This window comes from Pseudomonas sp. s4 (assembly GCF_046764235.1).
Lineage (GTDB): Bacteria > Pseudomonadota > Gammaproteobacteria > Pseudomonadales > Pseudomonadaceae > Aquipseudomonas > Aquipseudomonas asiatica.
Window position 1 is genome coordinate 1,368,349 of the sequence record NZ_CP177209.1, and the last position, 17,575, is coordinate 1,385,923.

Here is a 17,575-nt window from a genome sequence, read left to right on the forward strand (position 1 = left end):
CGAAACCTGCCGTCTTGTCGCGGCGGGCTGTTTATTGCCAGTTGGAATAAAAGGACTTCATGAAACGTCTGCTGCTAACTGCGGTCATGTCCGCACTGATGATCGCTGAAGTTCACGCCGAGTCCTTCACCATCTCCGATATCCGCGTCAACGGCCTGCAGCGGGTTTCCGCCGGCAGTGTCTTCGGTGCCTTGCCGCTGAACGTCGGCGACCAGGCCGATGACCGCCGACTGGTGGAGTCGACCCGTTCCCTGTTCAAGACCGGCTTCTTCCAGGACATTCAGCTGAACCGCGATGGCAATGTCCTGATCATCAACGTGGTCGAACGCCCGTCGGTGTCGAGCATCGAGATCGAAGGCAACAAGGCAATCAGCACCGAAGACCTGATGAAAGGCCTGAAGCAATCCGGCCTGGCCGAAGGCGAGATCTTCCAGCGTGCCACCCTCGAAGGTGTGCGTAACGAACTGCAGCGCCAATACGTGGCCCAGGGCCGCTATTCGGCCGAGGTCGACGCCGAGGTGGTGCCGCAGCCGCGCAACCGCGTGGCGCTGAAGATCAAGATCAACGAAGGCACCGTCGCCGCCATTCAGCACATCAACATCGTTGGCAACAACGTGTTCGACGACGAGACCCTGGCGCAGCTGTTCGAGCTGAAGACCACCAACTGGCTGTCGTTCTTCAAGAACGACGACAAGTACGCCCGCGAAAAGCTCTCCGGTGACCTGGAGCGCCTGCGTTCCTACTACCTGGACCGCGGCTACATCAACATGGACATCGCCTCCACCCAGGTGTCCATCACGCCGGACAAGAAACACGTCTACATCACCGTCAATATCAACGAAGGCGAGAAGTACACCGTCCGTGACGTGAAGCTGTCCGGTGACCTGAAGGTGCCGGAAGATCAGGTCAAGTCGCTGCTGCTGGTGCAGCCTGGCCAGGTGTTCTCGCGCAAGGTGATGACCAGCACCTCCGAGCTGATCACCCGCCGCCTGGGTAACGAAGGCTACACCTTCGCCAACGTCAACGGTGTGCCGCAGCCGAACGATGAAGACCACACCGTCGACATCATGTTCGTGGTCGACCCGGGCAAGCGTGCCTACGTCAACCGCATCAACTACCGCGGCAACACCAAGACCGAAGACGAAGTGCTGCGTCGCGAAATGCGCCAGATGGAAGGCGGCTGGGCCTCGACCTACCTGATCGACCAGTCCAAGACCCGCCTGGAACGCCTGGGCTTCTTCAAGGAAGTGAACGTCGAGACCCCGCCGGTGCCGGGCACCGACGACCAGGTCGACGTCAACTACAGCGTCGAGGAACAGGCCTCCGGCTCGATCACCGCCAGCGTCGGTTTCGCCCAGAGCGCCGGCCTGATCCTCGGTGGTTCGATCAGCCAGAGCAACTTCCTCGGTACCGGTAACAAGGTATCCATCGGCCTGACCCGTTCGGAATACCAGACCCGCTACAACTTCGGCTTCGTTGACCCCTACTTCACTGCCGATGGCGTGAGCCTGGGTTACAACGCCTTCTACCGCAGCACCGACTACGACGACCTCGACGTCGACGTGGCCAGCTACGCGGTGGACAGCTACGGTGCAGGCGTCAGCCTCGGCTACCCGATCAGCGAGACCTCGCGCCTGACCTATGGCCTGAGCGTGCAGCAGGACAAGATCAAGACCGGCAAGTACACCGTTGACGAGATCTTCGATTTCCTCGAAGAGGAAGGCGACAGCTTCCTGAACTTCAAGGCCTCGATCGGCTGGTCGGAGTCGACCCTGAACAAAGGCGTGCTGGCGACCCGTGGTCACTCGCAAAGCCTGACCCTGGAATCCACCATTCCGGGCAGCGACCTGTCGTTCTTCAAGCTCGACTATCGCGGCCAGCTGTTCAAGCCGATTACCAACGACTACACCCTGCGCCTGCACACCGAGCTGGGCTATGGTGATGGTTACGGCAGCACCTCCGGCCTGCCGTTCTACGAGAACTATTTCGCGGGTGGCTTCAACTCCGTCCGTGGCTTCAAGGACAGCAGCCTGGGCCCACGCAGTACCCCAAGCCGCGGCGAGGCCAACGGTGGCAAGCCAGGCACCATCGCCGACCCGGACCAGGATCCGTTGCCGTTTGGTGGCAACGTGCTGGTACAAGGTGGTGTGGAGCTGCTGTTCCCGCTGCCATTCGTCAAGGATCAGCGTTCGCTGCGCACGTCCGTGTTCTGGGATGTGGGTAACGTGTTCGACACCAATTGCGGCAACCAGCCTGATTGCGAGAAGGTCGGTTTCTCGGGTATGGCCAGCTCGGTCGGCCTGGGCGTGACCTGGATCACCGCACTGGGCCCGCTGAGCTTCAGCCTGGCAATGCCGGTCAAGAAGCCGGACGATGCCGACACCCAGGTGTTCCAATTCTCTCTGGGCCAGACCTTCTGAGGTCGGCCCTCGCTTAATGACAACGGTTTATCCAGGAGTGCATCGTGCGTAAGTTGACCCAACTGGCCGTAGTGGCCGCGGCGCTTGTCGCCACCCCGGCTTTCGCCGAAATGAAGGTTGCCGTCCTGAACTATCAGATGGCCCTGCTGGAGTCGGACGCCGCCAAGAAATACGCGGTGGATGCCGAGAAGAAGTTCGGCCCGCAACTGACCAAGCTGAAAAGCCTGGAAAGCAGCGCCAAGGGCATCCAGGACCGTCTGATCAAGGGCGGCGACAAGATGCAGCAGCAGGAGCGCGAGCGCCTGGAACTCGAGTTCAAGCAGAAGGCCCGTGACTTCCAGTTCCAGTCCAAGGAACTGAACGAAGCCAAGGCCGTTGCTGACCGCGACATGCTCAAGCAACTGAAGCCGAAGCTGGATGGCGCTGTCGAGGAAGTGATCAAGAAGGGTGGTTACGACCTGGTCCTCGAGCGTGGCGCGGTCATCGATGTCAAGCCTCAGTACGACATCACCCGCCAGGTCATCGAGCGCATGAACCAAGCCCGTTGATATGACTGTGACCATGACGCTAGGCCAGTTGGCCGAGGCCCTCGGCGCCACTCTCAAGGGGCCCGAGGCGCTGCAGATTACCGGGCTGGCCACCTTGCAGGAGGCTGGCCCAGGTCAGTTGAGCTTCCTCGCCAACCCGCAGTACCGCAAGTTCCTGGATAGCAGCCAGGCGGCTGCGGTGCTGCTGAAGGCGGCGGACGCCGAAGGCTTTGCCGGCAATGCGCTGATCGTCGCCGACCCGTATCTGGCCTATGCGCGCATCTCCCACCTGTTCGACCCCAAACCCAAGGCTGTGGCGGGTATTCATCCCAGCGCCGTGGTGGCCGAGGACGCGCAGGTGGACGCCAGTGCCAGCATCGGGCCGTTCGCGGTCATCGAAAGCGGTGCGCGCATCGCGGCTAATGTCAGTGTGGGTGCACACTGTGTGGTCGGTGCCCGTTGCGTGATCGGTGAGGGCGGCTGGCTGGCCCCGAGGGTCACCCTGTACCATGATGTGACCATCGGCAAGCGTGTGGTCATCCAGTCAGGTGCCGTGATTGGCGGTGAAGGCTTCGGTTTTGCCAACGAGAAGGGCGTGTGGCGCAAAATTGCCCAGATCGGTGGTGTTACCATCGGCGACGACGTGGAAATCGGTGTCAACACTGCGGTCGATCGCGGGGCACTGTCGGATACGCGCATCGCTGATGGGGTCAAGCTCGACAACCAGATCCAGATCGCCCACAACGTGCAGATCGGTGAGCACACGGCCATGGCTGCCTGCGTCGGGATTTCCGGCAGCACGCGCATCGGCAAGCATTGCACCATTGCCGGAGGTGTCGGCATGGTGGGTCATATCGATGTCTGTGATAACGTTTTCGTGTCCGGGATGACCATGGTGACCCGTTCGATCACCGAACCGGGTGCCTATTCTTCCGGCACTGCCATGCAGCCACTGGCTGAATGGCGCAAGAGCGCCGCGCGTATCCGCCACCTGGACGACATGGCCAAGCGTCTCCAGCAGCTGGAAAAACGCGTCGATACCGTGACCTCAGGTGGCCAGCCGACATCAGAAGGCTGATACCATTCCCTGAGCAAGAGTGAACAGTCGCTAGCTGGCTCCTCTTTGGACTGCAAAAGGAGCGTGTGGTCAGCACCTGCGCTCCCTATTCTTATTACAGGCTTCCCCCCCGAAATGATGGACATCAACGAGATTCGCGAATACCTGCCTCACCGTTACCCGTTCCTGTTGGTGGACCGCGTGACGGAGCTGGACTACGAGGCCCAGAGCATTCGTGCCTACAAGAATGTCAGCATCAACGAGCCGTTCTTCAACGGCCATTTCCCGGCGCACCCGATCATGCCGGGCGTCCTGATCATCGAAGCCATGGCACAGGCCGCGGGTATCCTCGGTTTCAAGATGCTCGACGCCAAACCGGCCGATGGCACCCTGTACTACTTCGTCGGTTCCGACAAGCTGCGTTTCCGTCAGCCGGTACTGCCGGGTGACCAGTTGGTGCTGGAAGCCAAGTTCCTCAGCCGCAAGAGCATGATCTGGAAATTCGAGTGCCGCGCCCTGGTCGACGGCAAGCCGGTCTGCTCGGCAGAAATCACCTGCGCGGAACGCTCCCTATGAATTCGATTGATCCTCGGGCCATTATCGACCCCTCGGCCAGGCTGGCCGATGGTGTCGAGGTCGGCCCCTGGTCGATCATTGGCCCTGATGTGGAGATCGGGGAGGGCACCGTTATCGGCCCGCATGTTGTGCTCAAAGGGCCGACCCGCATCGGCAAGCACAACCGTATCTTTCAGTTTTCCTCGATCGGCGAAGACACCCCGGACCTCAAGTACAAGGGTGAGCCGACGCGCCTGGTGATCGGTGACCACAATGTGATCCGCGAAGGGGTGACCATTCACCGCGGTACCGTCCAGGACCGTTCGGAAACCACCGTCGGTGACCATAACCTGATCATGGCCTATGCCCACATCGGCCACGACAGCGTTATCGGCAACCACTGCATCCTGGTCAACAACACGGCCTTGGCCGGCCATGTGCACGTGGGGGATTGGGCGATCCTGTCCGGTTACACCCTGGTGCACCAGTACTGCCATATCGGTGCCCACGCGTTTTCCGGCATGGGCACGGCGATCGGCAAGGATGTCCCAGCCTTCGTCACCGTGTTCGGCAGCCCGGCCGAAGCCCGCAGCATGAACTTCGAAGGCATGCGCCGCCGGGGTTTCAGCGACGAGGTGATCCATGTGCTGCGCCGTTGCTACAAGATTGTCTATCGCCAGGGCCTGACCGTCGAAGACGCGCTCAAGGAGCTGGACGAACTGGCTGCGAAGCACCCTGAGGTCGATCTGTTCCGCCAGTCGATCGTGAACTCCGCCCGCGGCATCACCCGCTGACATGGCCCAGCTTTGCGTAGCCTTGGTCGCAGGTGAGGCCAGCGGCGATATTCTCGGTTCAGGCTTGATGCGTGCCATCAAGGCACGCCACCCCGATGTACGGTTCATCGGCGTTGGTGGTCCCTTGATGGAAGCCGAAGGCCTGCAATCCTATTTCCCCATGGAGCGCCTGGCCGTCATGGGCCTGGTCGAAGTGCTGGGGCGCCTGCGCGAGCTGCTCAAGCGGCGCAAGCTGCTGATCGAGACCCTGATCGGCGAAAAGCCCGATGTGTTCATCGGCATCGATGCCCCCGACTTCACCCTCAACATCGAACTGAAACTGCGTCAGGCCGGGATCAAGACCGTGCACTACGTCAGCCCGTCGGTATGGGCCTGGCGGCAGAAGCGTGTGCTGAAGATTCGCGAAGGCTGCGACCTGATGCTGACGCTGTTGCCATTCGAGGCGCGGTTCTATGAAGAGCAGGGCGTGCCAGTGCGCTTCGTTGGCCACCCGTTGGCCGATACCATCCCGCTAGAAGCCGACCGTCCTGCGGCGCGTGCCGCGCTTGGCCTGGGCGAAGGGCCGGTAGTGGCGTTGATGCCGGGCAGTCGGGGCGGCGAAGTAGGGCGCCTGGGGGCACTGTTCCTGGATGCTGCCCAAAGGCTGCGCCAGCAGGTACCGGGCGTGCGTTTCGTACTGCCCTGTGCCAATGCCGCGCGGCGTGCCCAGGTCGAGCAGATGCTCGAAGGGCGTAAGCTGCCGCTGACCCTGCTCGATGGCCAGTCGCACCAGGCTTTGGCGGCCTGTGACGCGGTGCTGATCGCCTCGGGTACTGCCACCCTCGAAGCGCTGCTGTACAAGCGGCCGATGGTTGTGGCCTATCGCCTGGCGCCCCTGACCTACTGGATCCTCAAACGCCTGGTAAAGAGCTCCTACGTTTCGTTGCCGAACCTGCTGGCCCAGCGTGCGCTGGTACCCGAGCTGCTGCAGGATGACGCCACCAGCGAAGCACTGGCCAATACCCTGGCGCCGCTGGTAGCCGATGGCAGCCGGCAGACCGAAAGTTTCGACGAAATTCACCGCACCCTTCGCCGTGACGCCTCCAACCAGGCGGCCGAGGCGGTACTGGCCTTGCTCAAGGACCGCTGACATGCAAATTGGACTGGACTTCAACCTGGTCGAGGACCTGGTCGCGGGCGTCGACGAAGTGGGCCGTGGCCCGCTGTGCGGTGCAGTCGTGACCGCGGCGGTGATCCTCGACCCGGCGCGCCCGATCCTCGGCCTGAACGATTCGAAGAAACTCACCGAAGCCAAGCGCGAAGCGCTGTTCGACGAGATCTGCGAAAAGGCCTTGAGCTTCTGCATCGCGCGTGCCGAGGTCGAGGAAATCGACCGCCTGAACATCCTGCATGCGACCATGCTGGCCATGCAGCGCGCGGTGGAAGGCCTGCACATTACACCGAAGCTGGCCCTGATCGACGGTAACCGCTGCCCGAAACTGGCCGTACCGGCGTCGCCGGTAGTCAAGGGCGATAGCCAGGTGCCGGCCATCGCGGCGGCGTCGATCCTGGCCAAGGTGACCCGTGACCGGGAGATGAGCGCATTCGAGCTGATCTACCCGGGTTATGGCATTGGTGGGCACAAGGGGTACCCGACCCCGGTGCACCTCGAGGCGCTGGCACGGTTGGGGCCTACGCCCATTCATCGGCGCTCCTTTGCCCCGGTGCGGGCTGCGTGGGACGCACGTGAAGGCGTCACCGACTCCCTGATCTGACCTCTGGGGCCGCCTTGCGGCCCTTCGCGGGCACGCCCGCTCCCACAGGTATGGCGCCGTTCCCGAGGGCGATGATATTCCTCTGGGAGCGGGCGTGCCCGCGAAGGGCTGCGAAGCAGCCCCAAAAAACATCCCCATTTACGCTACAATCCCGCCCTTGTCGTTCAGCACTGCTACAGGATCTTCCATGTCGGTTCCCTTCGTTCACCTGCGCGTCCACTCCGAATTCTCGCTGGTCGACGGCCTGGTGCGGATCAAGCCGCTGGCCAAGGCGCTGGCCGGGATGAACATGCCGGCAGTGGCGATCACCGACCAGAGCAACATGTGCTCGCTGGTAAAGTTCTACAAGACTGCCATGGGCGCGGGCATCAAGCCGATCTGCGGCGCCGACCTGTGGCTGGCCGCTGCCGACCCGGAAGCACCGCTGTCGCGTATCTGCTTCCTGGCCATGAACCCCAAGGGGTACCGCAACCTCACCGAGCTGATCTCGCGCGGCTGGACCGAGGGCCAGCGCAACGGCCTGGTGATCCTTCAGCGTGAATGGATCGCCCCGGCCAGCGAGGGCCTGATCGCCCTGTCCGCAGGCAAGGAAGGTGACATCGGCATGGCCTTGCTGGCGGGGCGGCAAGATGAAGCCGAGGCCCTGCTGCAGGACTGGATGGCGATGTTCCCCGAGCGCTTCTATGTCGAGGTGCAGCGCACCAACCGCGCCCGCGACGAGGAATATGTGCACGCCGCCGTGGCCTTGGCCGACAGGTTCGGCGCTCCGCTGGTGGCAACCAACGATGTGCGTTTCATCAAGCAATCGGACTTCGATGCTCACGAAACCCGCGTATGCATCGGTGAGGGCTGGACCCTTGACGACCCGCGCCGCCCAAGGATGTACAGCGACCAGCAGTACCTGAAGTCGGCCGAAGAAATGACCGAACTGTTCAGCGACCTGCCCGACGCCATTGCCAACACCGTCGAGATTGCCAAGCGTTGCAACATCCAGGTGCAGCTGGGCAAATACTTCCTGCCCGACTTCCCCACGCCCAATGGCATGGGCATCGATGACTACCTGCGGCATGTGTCCCACGAAGGCCTGGAAGAGCGCCTGGCAGTGCTGTGGCCGAAAGAGACCACGCCCAACTACGAAGAGAAGCGCCAGGTTTACCTGGACCGCCTGAAGTTCGAACTGGACATCATCATCCAGATGGGCTTCCCCGGTTACTTCCTGATCGTGATGGACTTCATCAAGTGGGCCAAGAACAACGGTGTGCCGGTAGGCCCGGGCCGGGGGTCGGGTGCTGGCTCGCTGGTGGCCTACGTACTGAAGATCACCGACCTCGACCCGCTGGCCTACGACCTGCTGTTCGAGCGCTTCCTCAACCCTGAACGTATTTCCATGCCCGACTTCGACGTCGACTTCTGCATGGATGGCCGTGACCGGGTGATCGACTATGTGGCCGAAGCCTATGGCCGCAACGCGGTCAGCCAGATCATCACCTTCGGTACCATGGCGGCGAAGGCGGTGGTGCGAGACGTGGCGCGGGTACAGGGCAAGTCCTACGGCCTGGCCGACCGCCTGTCGAAGATGATCCCGTTCGAAGTGGGCATGACCCTGGAAAAGGCCTACGAGCAGGAAGAGATCCTGCGCGACTTCCTCAAGGGTGACGAAGACGCCCGCGAAATCTGGGACATGGCCCTGAAGCTCGAGGGCGTGACACGCGGTACCGGCAAGCACGCCGGTGGTGTGGTCATTGCCCCCACCAAGCTCACCGACTTCTCGCCGATCGCCTGTGATGAAGAGGGCGGCGGCCTGGTAACCCAGTTCGACAAGGATGACGTCGAGGCCGCCGGCCTGGTGAAGTTCGACTTCCTCGGCCTGCGGACCCTGACCATCATCAAGTGGGCGATGGAGATCATCAACCGCGAGCAGGCCAAGAAGAACCTGCCCGATGTAAACATCGACTTCATCCCACTGGACGACCGCAAGACCTACGAGCTGTTGCAGAAGGCCGAAACCACGGCGGTGTTCCAGCTTGAATCGCGGGGCATGAAAGAGCTGATCAAGAAGCTCAAGCCCGACTGCCTGGAAGACCTTATCGCACTGGTGGCGCTGTTCCGCCCAGGTCCGCTGCAGTCGGGCATGGTGGACGACTTCATCAACCGCAAGCACGGCCGCGCCGAGCTCGCCTACCCCCATCCGGACTACCAGTACGAAGGCCTGAAGCCGGTGCTGGCACCGACCTACGGCATCATCCTGTACCAGGAACAGGTGATGCAGATCGCCCAGGTTATGGCTGGCTATACCCTCGGCGGCGCCGACATGCTGCGCCGTGCGATGGGTAAGAAGAAGCCCGAGGAAATGGCCAAACAGCGCGGTGGTTTCATTGAAGGTTGTGCCAACAACAATATCGATGCAGACCTGGCTGGTAACATCTTCGACCTGGTGGAAAAGTTCGCCGGTTACGGCTTCAACAAATCCCACTCCGCCGCCTATGGCCTGGTTTCGTACCAGACCGCATGGCTGAAAACCCACCACCCGGCGCCGTTCATGGCTGCGGTGTTGTCGGCGGATATGCACAACACCGACAAGGTGGTGGTGCTGGTCGAGGAAGTGCGCAGCATGAAGCTGCGCCTCGACGCGCCCGACGTGAACTTCTCCGACTTCAAGTTCACCGTCAACAATGACGGGCGCATCGTCTACGGCCTGGGCGCCATCAAGGGCGTCGGCGAGGGCCCGGTGGAGGCGATCGTCGAGGCCCGCGCCCAGGGTGGCCCATTCAAGGACCTGTTCGACTTCTGTGAGCGCATCGACCTCAAACGGGTCAACAAGCGTACCCTCGACGCGCTGATCCGCAGTGGCGCGCTGGACCGCCTGGGCCCGCACTTCCATGACGAGATCAAGGCCTACCACGCCAACATCGACATCAACCGTGCAACCTTGCTCTCGGCGCTGGGCGAGGCCATCAAGGCTGCCGAGCAGGCAGCCCACACCGCCGACAGTGGCCACGTCGACCTGTTCGGCGGCATGTTCGAAGAGGCGGATGCCGACGTCTACGCCAACCACCGCAAGGTGCGCGAACTGACCCTCAAGGAACGCCTGAAGGGCGAGAAGGACACCCTCGGCCTGTACCTCACCGGCCACCCGATCGACGAGTACGAGACCGAGATCCGCCGCTTCGCCCGCCAGCGCATCATCGACCTCAAGCCGTCACGCGAAACCCAGACCATCGCCGGCATGATCATTGCCCTGCGGGTGATGAAGAACAAGAAGGGCGACAAGATGGGCTTCGTCACCCTGGACGACCGCTCCGGGCGCATCGAGGCGTCGCTGTTTGCCGATGCCTTCATGGCGGCACAGTCCTTGCTGCAGACCGATGCCATGGTGGTGGTCGAAGGCGAGGTCAGCAACGACGATTTCTCCGGTGGCCTGCGCCTGCGGGTGAAGCAGGTGATGACCATGGAGGATGCGCGCACCAAGCTGGCCGAGAGCCTGCGCCTGAAGGTGGCACACGAAGCGCTCAAGGGCGACCGGCTGAAGTGGCTGGGCGAGTTGATTACCCGCCATCGCGGCGCTTGCCCGATCACCCTCGAGTACACCGGCAGCGACGCCAAGGCCATGCTGCAGTTCGGTGAGCAGTGGGCGATCGACCCGGCCGATGGGCTGATTCAGGCGCTGCGTGACCAGTTCGGGCGTGAGAACGTCTTCCTGCAATATCGTTGAACCGACAAAAATTTAATCTCGACCTGAATGCGCCTGATCCCTTAAGGTAGGGCGCCAAACGGATCAACCGGCCGGCCGCCTGGCCGTAGACCCAAGACGGATGACTATGAACCCGAATTTTCTCGATTTCGAACAGCCGATTGCCGACCTGCAAGCCAAGATCGAAGGCCTGCGCCTGGTAGGCAACGACAACTCGCTGAACATCAGCGATGAAATTGCCCGTCTGCAAGACAAGAGCAACACCCTGACCGAAAGCATCTTCGGCAACCTGACCAGCTGGCAGATCGCCCGCCTGGCTCGTCATCCGCGTCGTCCTTACACCCTGGACTACCTGGAGCACATCTTCACCGAGTTCGAAGAGCTGCACGGCGACCGCCACTTCTCCGACGACGCTGCCATCGTCGGTGGTACCGCGCGCCTGGATGGCAAGCCGGTCATGGTCATCGGTCACCAGAAGGGCCGCGAAGTGCGCGAGAAGGTACGCCGCAACTTCGGCATGCCGCGCCCTGAAGGCTACCGCAAGGCCTGCCGCCTGATGGAAATGGCCGAGCGCTTCAAGATGCCGATCCTGACCTTCATCGACACCCCGGGCGCCTACCCGGGCATCGACGCCGAAGAGCGCAACCAGAGCGAGGCCATCGCCTGGAACCTGCGCGTGATGGCGCGCCTGAAAACCCCGATCATCGCCACCGTGATCGGTGAGGGTGGTTCCGGCGGTGCGCTGGCCATCGGTGTGTGCGACCAGTTGAACATGCTGCAGTACTCCACCTACTCGGTGATCTCGCCGGAAGGCTGCGCCTCGATCCTGTGGAAGACTGCCGACAAGGCAGCCGACGCAGCCGAAGCCATGGGCATCACCGCCGAGCGCCTGAAGAGCCTGAACATCGTCGACAAGGTCATCCAGGAGCCGCTGGGCGGCGCCCACCGTGACCCGGCGAAGATGTCGGAAAGCATCCGTGCCGACCTGGTACAGCAGCTGGACATGCTCGGCAAGCTCGACCATGACGCGCTGCTGGCCCGCCGTTACGATCGCCTGATGAGCTACGGTCTCTGAGACACCCTGGGGCCGCTATGCGGCCCTTTCGCGACACAAGGCCGCTCCTACAGGGGATCGCGTAATCCTGTAGGAGCGGCCTTGTGTCGCGAAAGGGGTGCAAAGCACCCCCGGCAATCTCAAGCCATGTGAGGCCCCGATGATCAACCTCACCCCCTGGCTCAACGCCCCAGCCTGGTACATCGCCTTCTCCGGCGGCCTCGATTCCACCGTCCTCCTGCACCTGCTGGCCGACTACGCCCGCAATCACGCATCCCCTCCATTGCGCGCCATCCACGTCCACCACGGCCTGCAACCCGCCGCCGATGCCTGGCCCGCCCACTGCCAAACCGTCTGCGACAATCTCGGCATCGAACTCCAGGTCATCCATGTCCAGGTCACCCCCGGCGCCAGCCTCGAACAGGCCGCCCGCGACGCCCGCTATGCTGCCTTCAGGCAAGCGCTCGGCCCAGGCGACATCCTGTTCACCGGCCAGCACCGCGACGACCAGGCCGAAACCCTGCTGTTCCGCCTGCTGCGCGGCGCAGGCCTGCGTGGCATGGCTGCAATGCCGGGGCAGCGGGCTCTAGGGCAGGGCAGCCTGGTCAGGCCATTGCTGGGCTGTTCCCGCCAGCAACTGCAGGACCACGCCCAGGTCAATGGGCTGGCCTGGATCGAAGATCCCTCAAACGCTGACACACAATTTGCCCGCAATTACCTGCGCAGCGAAGTGTTTCCGCTGCTTCAGCAACGTTGGCCGCAGGCCAGCCAGAACCTGGCCCGCGCCGCCGAGCACCTGGGCGAAGCCCAAGGCCTGCTGGACGAGCTGGCCCAGGATGACCTGGTGCTCGCCGGGGAGGGCGCGCCGCTGGCTTGGCCGGGGCTGGACTCCCTCGACCTGGCTACCTTGGTGGCACTGTCGCCGGCCCGTCAGCGCAATGCCCTGCAGTACTGGCTGAGCCGCCGTACCCGCCTGCCCGACACCCGACACTGGGCCGGCTGGGCGGACCTGCGCGATGCCGCCGCCGATGCCCGGCCCGCCTGGCAGCTTGCCGATGGGCAGTTGCTGCGCAGTCATGGCCGCATCTGGTGGTTGAGTGGTGACTGGCTGCAGTTGCCCGTCGGCGAACTGCCTTGGGCCGATCCCGCCAAGCCTTTGCTGTTGCCGGGTAACGGCAGGGTGCGTCTTGTTGGCGCAGCGCCGCTGGACGGCTTGCGCATTGCCTACCGCCAGGGCGGTGAAGTGCTGGATGTCCCCGGCCGCGGCCGACGCGACCTCAAGCGCCTGTTAAACGAACTGCAGGTGCCGCTTTTCCTGCGCCCGCGCCTGCCACTGCTGTACCAGGGCGAACGCTTGCTGGCGGTGGCCAACCTGCCCGGGCTGGTGCAGGCTGATTGCCAGCTGTCCTGGCAGTTGCCGACGAACGCGCAAGGTTTGAGCTGAAGGGTACATTCGGGTAGACTACCCTCCCTTCTTGATACAGCTTCTGTGGGTTCCGCGAAAACACAGGAGTTGCCGATTACCAAGCAGTTTTTTGCTGGGCTGATTCTGGAAATGACGAGCGAGCTCCATGCCGGGGATACCCCTGGTCTGTACAGACGCGGCAGTTTTTCGAGATGCACTGTGATTGACGCAGGTGATCGGGGGCTTCGGCCTTCCTTCGCTTTCTCCGGCGGCGCTGGCCGCCTTAACGCAGACTTCTAGGGTTTTTCATGACGCGCTACATATTCGTCACGGGCGGTGTTGTTTCTTCATTGGGGAAAGGCATTGCCTCGGCTTCCCTGGCGGCCATCCTGGAAGCGCGGGGCCTGAAGGTCACCATGCTCAAGCTGGATCCGTACATCAACGTCGATCCGGGCACCATGAGCCCGTTCCAGCACGGTGAAGTGTTCGTCACCCACGATGGCGCCGAGACCGACCTCGACCTGGGCCACTACGAGCGGTTCATCCGCACCACCATGACCCAGAACAACAACTTCACCACCGGCCGCATCTACGAGCACGTACTGCGCAAGGAACGTCGTGGTGACTACCTGGGCGCGACCATCCAGGTCATCCCGCACATTACCGACGAAATCAAGCGTCGCATCATCAAGGGCGCCGGCGATGCCGACGTGGCCCTGGTGGAAATCGGCGGTACCGTGGGTGACATCGAGTCGCAGCCGTTCCTCGAAGCCATCCGCCAGCTGCGCGTCGAAGTGGGCTCCAAGCGCGCCATGCTGATGCACCTGACCCTGGTCCCGTACATCGCCACCGCTGGCGAGACCAAGACCAAGCCGACCCAGCACTCGGTCAAGGAGCTGCGCTCCATCGGCCTGCAGCCTGACGTGCTGATCTGCCGCTCCGACCACCCGGTCGATGCCTCGTCGCGTCGCAAGATCGCGCTGTTCACCAACGTTGAAGAGCGTGCGGTGATCTCGCTGGAAGACGTCGACACCATCTACAAGATCCCGGGCGTGCTGCACGCACAGGGCCTGGACGATTTCGTCGTCGAGCGTTTCGGCCTGCAGTGCAATGGCGCCGACCTGTCCGAGTGGGACAAGGTGGTCGATGCCAAGCTCAACCCTGAGCACGAAGTGACCATCGCCATGGTCGGCAAGTACATGGAACTGCTGGATGCGTACAAGTCGCTGATCGAAGCGATGAGCCACGCCGGCATCACCAACCGCACCAAGGTCAACCTGCGCTACATCGACTCGGAAGACATCGAGAACCAGGGCACCAGCCTGCTCGAAGGCGCCGATGCCATCCTGGTGCCGGGCGGTTTCGGCCTGCGAGGCGTGGAAGGCAAGATCACCGCGGTGCAATACGCCCGTGAGAACAAGGTGCCGTACCTGGGTATCTGCCTGGGCATGCAGGTGGCCGTGATCGAATTCGCCCGTAACGTGATGGGCTGGAAGGACGCCAACTCCACCGAGTTCGACCGCAACAGCGGCCACCCGGTAGTCGGCCTGATCACCGAGTGGGCCGATGCCACCGGTGCCGTCGAAACCCGCAGCGAAGCCTCCGACCTGGGCGGTACCATGCGTCTGGGCGCACAGGACTGCCAGCTGGCGGCCGGTTCCAAGGTGCACGATTGCTACGGCAAGGACGTGATCACCGAGCGTCACCGCCATCGCTACGAAGTGAACAACAACCTGCTGCCGCAACTGATCGATGCCGGCCTGGTGGTTTCCGGCCGCTCTGAAGACGGCGCGCTGGTGGAAGTGGTGGAGTCCAAGGACCACCCATGGTTCGTCGCCTGCCAGTTCCACCCGGAATTCACCTCGACCCCGCGTGACGGCCACCCGCTGTTCAGCGGCTTCGTCAAGGCAGCCCTGGCTCAGAAGAACAAGGCCTGATCAATGACCCAGAAGATCATTCGCGTCGGTAACATCGAGATAGCCAACGACAAGCCGTTCGTCCTGTTCGGCGGCATGAACGTCCTGGAGTCCCGTGACCTGGCAATGAAGGTCTGCGAAGAGTACGTGCGGGTGACCGAGAAGCTCGGTATCCCGTACGTGTTCAAGGCCAGCTTCGACAAGGCCAACCGTTCGTCGGTGACCTCGTACCGTGGCCCGGGCATGGAAGAGGGGCTGAAGATCTTCGAAGAGATCAAGCGCACCTTCAACGTGCCGGTCATCACCGACGTGCACGAGCCTTACCAGGCCGAGCCTGTAGCCAAGGTGTGCGACATCATCCAGCTGCCGGCCTTCCTGTCGCGGCAGACCGACCTGGTGGTGGCCATGGCCAAGACCGGCGCAGTGATCAACATCAAGAAGGCCCAGTTCCTCGCGCCCCAGGAAATGAAACACATCCTGACCAAGTGCGAAGAGGCCGGTAACGACCAGTTGATTCTCTGCGAGCGTGGTTCGAGCTTCGGCTACAACAACCTGGTGGTGGACATGCTCGGCTTCGGCATCATGAAGAAGTTCGAGTACCCGGTGTTCTTCGACGTGACCCACGCCCTGCAGATGCCGGGTGGTCGCGCCGATTCCGCCGGTGGTCGCCGCGCCCAGGTCACCGACCTGGCCAAGGCCGGCATGAGCCAAGGCCTGGCAGGGCTGTTCCTCGAAGCACACCCCGATCCGGACAACGCCAAGTGCGATGGCCCATGTGCCCTGCGCCTGGACAAACTGGAGCCATTCCTGGCCCAGCTCAAGCAACTGGACGACCTGGTGAAAAGTTTTCCGACGGTAGAAACCGCGTAAAGCTCAATTCTCGGGTAAAGTACCGTCCGATCCACCCCTGACCAGTCGGTCAGGGGTTCCCTTCACCCGGCCTGCCCACTGCAAGTCCGCCCGGTGAACGGCAAGAATTTCCTAAGCTAAGTTGTTTTCGTCAATTCTGGAGTGCTTACAACAATGGCAAAAATCGTCGACATCAAAGGTCGTGAAGTTCTCGATTCGCGTGGCAACCCCACCGTGGAAGCCGATGTACTGCTCGACAACGGCATCATCGGCAGCGCTTGCGCGCCGTCCGGTGCTTCCACTGGCTCGCGCGAAGCGCTGGAGCTGCGTGATGGCGACAAGAGCCGTTACCTGGGCAAGGGCGTGCTGAAGGCCGTCGCCAACATCAACGGCCCGATCCGTGACCTGCTGCTGGGCAAGGACCCTGCCGACCAGAAGGCCCTGGACCGCGCCATGATCGAGCTGGACGGTACCGAGAACAAGGCCAAGCTGGGCGCCAACGCCATCCTGGCCGTTTCCCTGGCTGCCGCCAAGGCCGCTGCCCAGGACCAGGACCTGCCGCTGTACGCGCACATCGCCAACCTGAACGGCACCCCTGGCCAGTACTCGATGCCGGTACCGATGATGAACATCATCAACGGTGGCGAGCACGCCGACAACAACGTCGACATCCAGGAGTTCATGGTACAGCCGGTTGGCGCCAAGACCTTCTCCGACGGCCTGCGCATGGGTACCGAAATCTTCCACCACCTCAAAGCCGTGCTCAAGGCCCGTGGTCTGAACACCGCCGTTGGTGACGAAGGTGGTTTCGCCCCTAACCTGGCTTCCAACGAAGACGCTCTGGGGGCCATCGCCGAAGCCGTTGAGAAAGCCGGCTACAAGCTGGGCACCGACGTGACCCTGGCCTTGGACTGCGCGGCTTCCGAGTTCTACGAAGACGGCAAGTACAACCTGTCCGGCGAAGGCAAGTCGTTCGACGCCGAAGGCTTTGCCGAGTACCTGAAAGGCCTGACCGAGCGCTTCCCGATCATCTCGATCGAAGACGGCCTGGACGAGTCCGACTGGGCTGGCTGGAAGATCCTCACCGACAAGATCGGCACCAAGGTGCAGCTGGTTGGCGACGACCTGTTCGTGACCAACACCAAGATCCTCAAGGAAGGCATCGAGAAGGGCATCGGTAACTCGATCCTGATCAAGTTCAACCAGATCGGCTCGCTGACCGAAACCCTGGAAGCCATCCAGATGGCCAAGGCTGCTGGCTACACCGCGGTGATTTCGCACCGTTCCGGTGAAACCGAAGACTCGACCATTGCCGACCTGGCCGTGGGTACTGCTGCTGGCCAGATCAAGACTGGTTCGCTGTGCCGTTCCGACCGCGTTTCCAAGTACAACCAGCTGCTGCGCATCGAAGAGCAACTGGGTGCCAAAGCGGTTTACCGCGGTCGTGCCGAGTTTCGCGGCTAAGCAAGAGATGGTAAAAAGACAGCAGCCGGAGTTGTAGGAACGTTCGTACTGTTCTTTCCTACATTCCAACGGGTTTCTGTCGACGAAGC

Annotated in this window: 13 protein-coding genes; all 13 read left to right on the plus strand. The window is 62.4% G+C overall.

Translation table 11 applies throughout. The features are described 5' to 3' along the window. The first annotated feature begins 59 nt into the window (after positions 1–59). A complete protein-coding gene (gene bamA, locus ACK56M_RS06420; RefSeq protein ID WP_013971256.1) occupies positions 60–2,420 on the plus strand; it encodes an outer membrane protein assembly factor BamA in 2,361 nt (786 codons plus the stop codon). A gap of 44 nt (positions 2,421–2,464) precedes the next feature. After that, positions 2,465–2,968 carry an OmpH family outer membrane protein gene (locus ACK56M_RS06425; RefSeq protein WP_015269197.1) on the plus strand — a complete coding sequence of 168 codons (504 nt, stop codon included), beginning with the start codon at positions 2,465–2,467 and terminating at the stop codon, positions 2,966–2,968. A gap of 1 nt (position 2,969) precedes the next feature. After that, the gene (gene lpxD / locus ACK56M_RS06430; protein ID WP_013971258.1) at positions 2,970–4,025 is read left to right on the plus strand and encodes a UDP-3-O-(3-hydroxymyristoyl)glucosamine N-acyltransferase; all 1,056 of its coding nucleotides are present in this window, start codon (positions 2,970–2,972) and stop codon (positions 4,023–4,025) included. Between the two features lie 114 nt (positions 4,026–4,139). After that, on the plus strand, positions 4,140–4,580 hold the full coding sequence (gene fabZ / locus ACK56M_RS06435; RefSeq protein WP_004375427.1) for a 3-hydroxyacyl-ACP dehydratase FabZ: 441 nt from the start codon (positions 4,140–4,142) through the stop codon (positions 4,578–4,580). Continuing rightward, complete coding sequence (gene lpxA, locus ACK56M_RS06440; protein WP_015269198.1) at positions 4,577–5,353, plus strand: acyl-ACP--UDP-N-acetylglucosamine O-acyltransferase; 777 nt, start codon at positions 4,577–4,579, stop codon at positions 5,351–5,353. The genes fabZ and lpxA overlap by 4 nt, the downstream gene beginning before the upstream one ends. A gap of 1 nt (position 5,354) precedes the next feature. Then, the gene (lpxB, locus tag ACK56M_RS06445; protein WP_411959308.1) at positions 5,355–6,482 is read left to right on the plus strand and encodes a lipid-A-disaccharide synthase; all 1,128 of its coding nucleotides are present in this window, start codon (positions 5,355–5,357) and stop codon (positions 6,480–6,482) included. 1 nt (position 6,483) lies between these two features. After that, positions 6,484–7,107, plus strand: a complete 624-nt coding sequence (gene rnhB / locus ACK56M_RS06450) for a ribonuclease HII (RefSeq protein ID WP_013971261.1) — start codon at positions 6,484–6,486, stop codon at positions 7,105–7,107. Between the two features lie 187 nt (positions 7,108–7,294). After that, positions 7,295–10,819 carry a DNA polymerase III subunit alpha gene (gene dnaE / locus ACK56M_RS06455; protein ID WP_054573192.1) on the plus strand — a complete coding sequence of 1,175 codons (3,525 nt, stop codon included), beginning with the start codon at positions 7,295–7,297 and terminating at the stop codon, positions 10,817–10,819. Between the two features lie 106 nt (positions 10,820–10,925). Continuing rightward, the gene (gene accA, locus ACK56M_RS06460) at positions 10,926–11,873 is read left to right on the plus strand and encodes an acetyl-CoA carboxylase carboxyl transferase subunit alpha (protein WP_015269200.1); all 948 of its coding nucleotides are present in this window, start codon (positions 10,926–10,928) and stop codon (positions 11,871–11,873) included. A 139-nt stretch (positions 11,874–12,012) separates the two neighbouring features. Continuing rightward, on the plus strand, positions 12,013–13,296 hold the full coding sequence (gene tilS, locus ACK56M_RS06465) for a tRNA lysidine(34) synthetase TilS (RefSeq protein ID WP_137137976.1): 1,284 nt from the start codon (positions 12,013–12,015) through the stop codon (positions 13,294–13,296). Positions 13,297–13,565: 269 nt separating this feature from the next. Beyond that, complete coding sequence (locus tag ACK56M_RS06470; RefSeq protein WP_004375437.1) at positions 13,566–15,194, plus strand: CTP synthase; 1,629 nt, start codon at positions 13,566–13,568, stop codon at positions 15,192–15,194. Between the two features lie 3 nt (positions 15,195–15,197). Continuing rightward, positions 15,198–16,043 (plus strand): 3-deoxy-8-phosphooctulonate synthase, encoded by an 846-nt coding sequence (gene kdsA, locus ACK56M_RS06475; protein WP_015269202.1) that lies wholly within the window; start codon positions 15,198–15,200, stop codon positions 16,041–16,043. Between the two features lie 153 nt (positions 16,044–16,196). Next, complete coding sequence (eno, locus tag ACK56M_RS06480) at positions 16,197–17,486, plus strand: phosphopyruvate hydratase (RefSeq protein WP_015269203.1); 1,290 nt, start codon at positions 16,197–16,199, stop codon at positions 17,484–17,486. Positions 17,487–17,575: the final 89 nt, after the last annotated feature.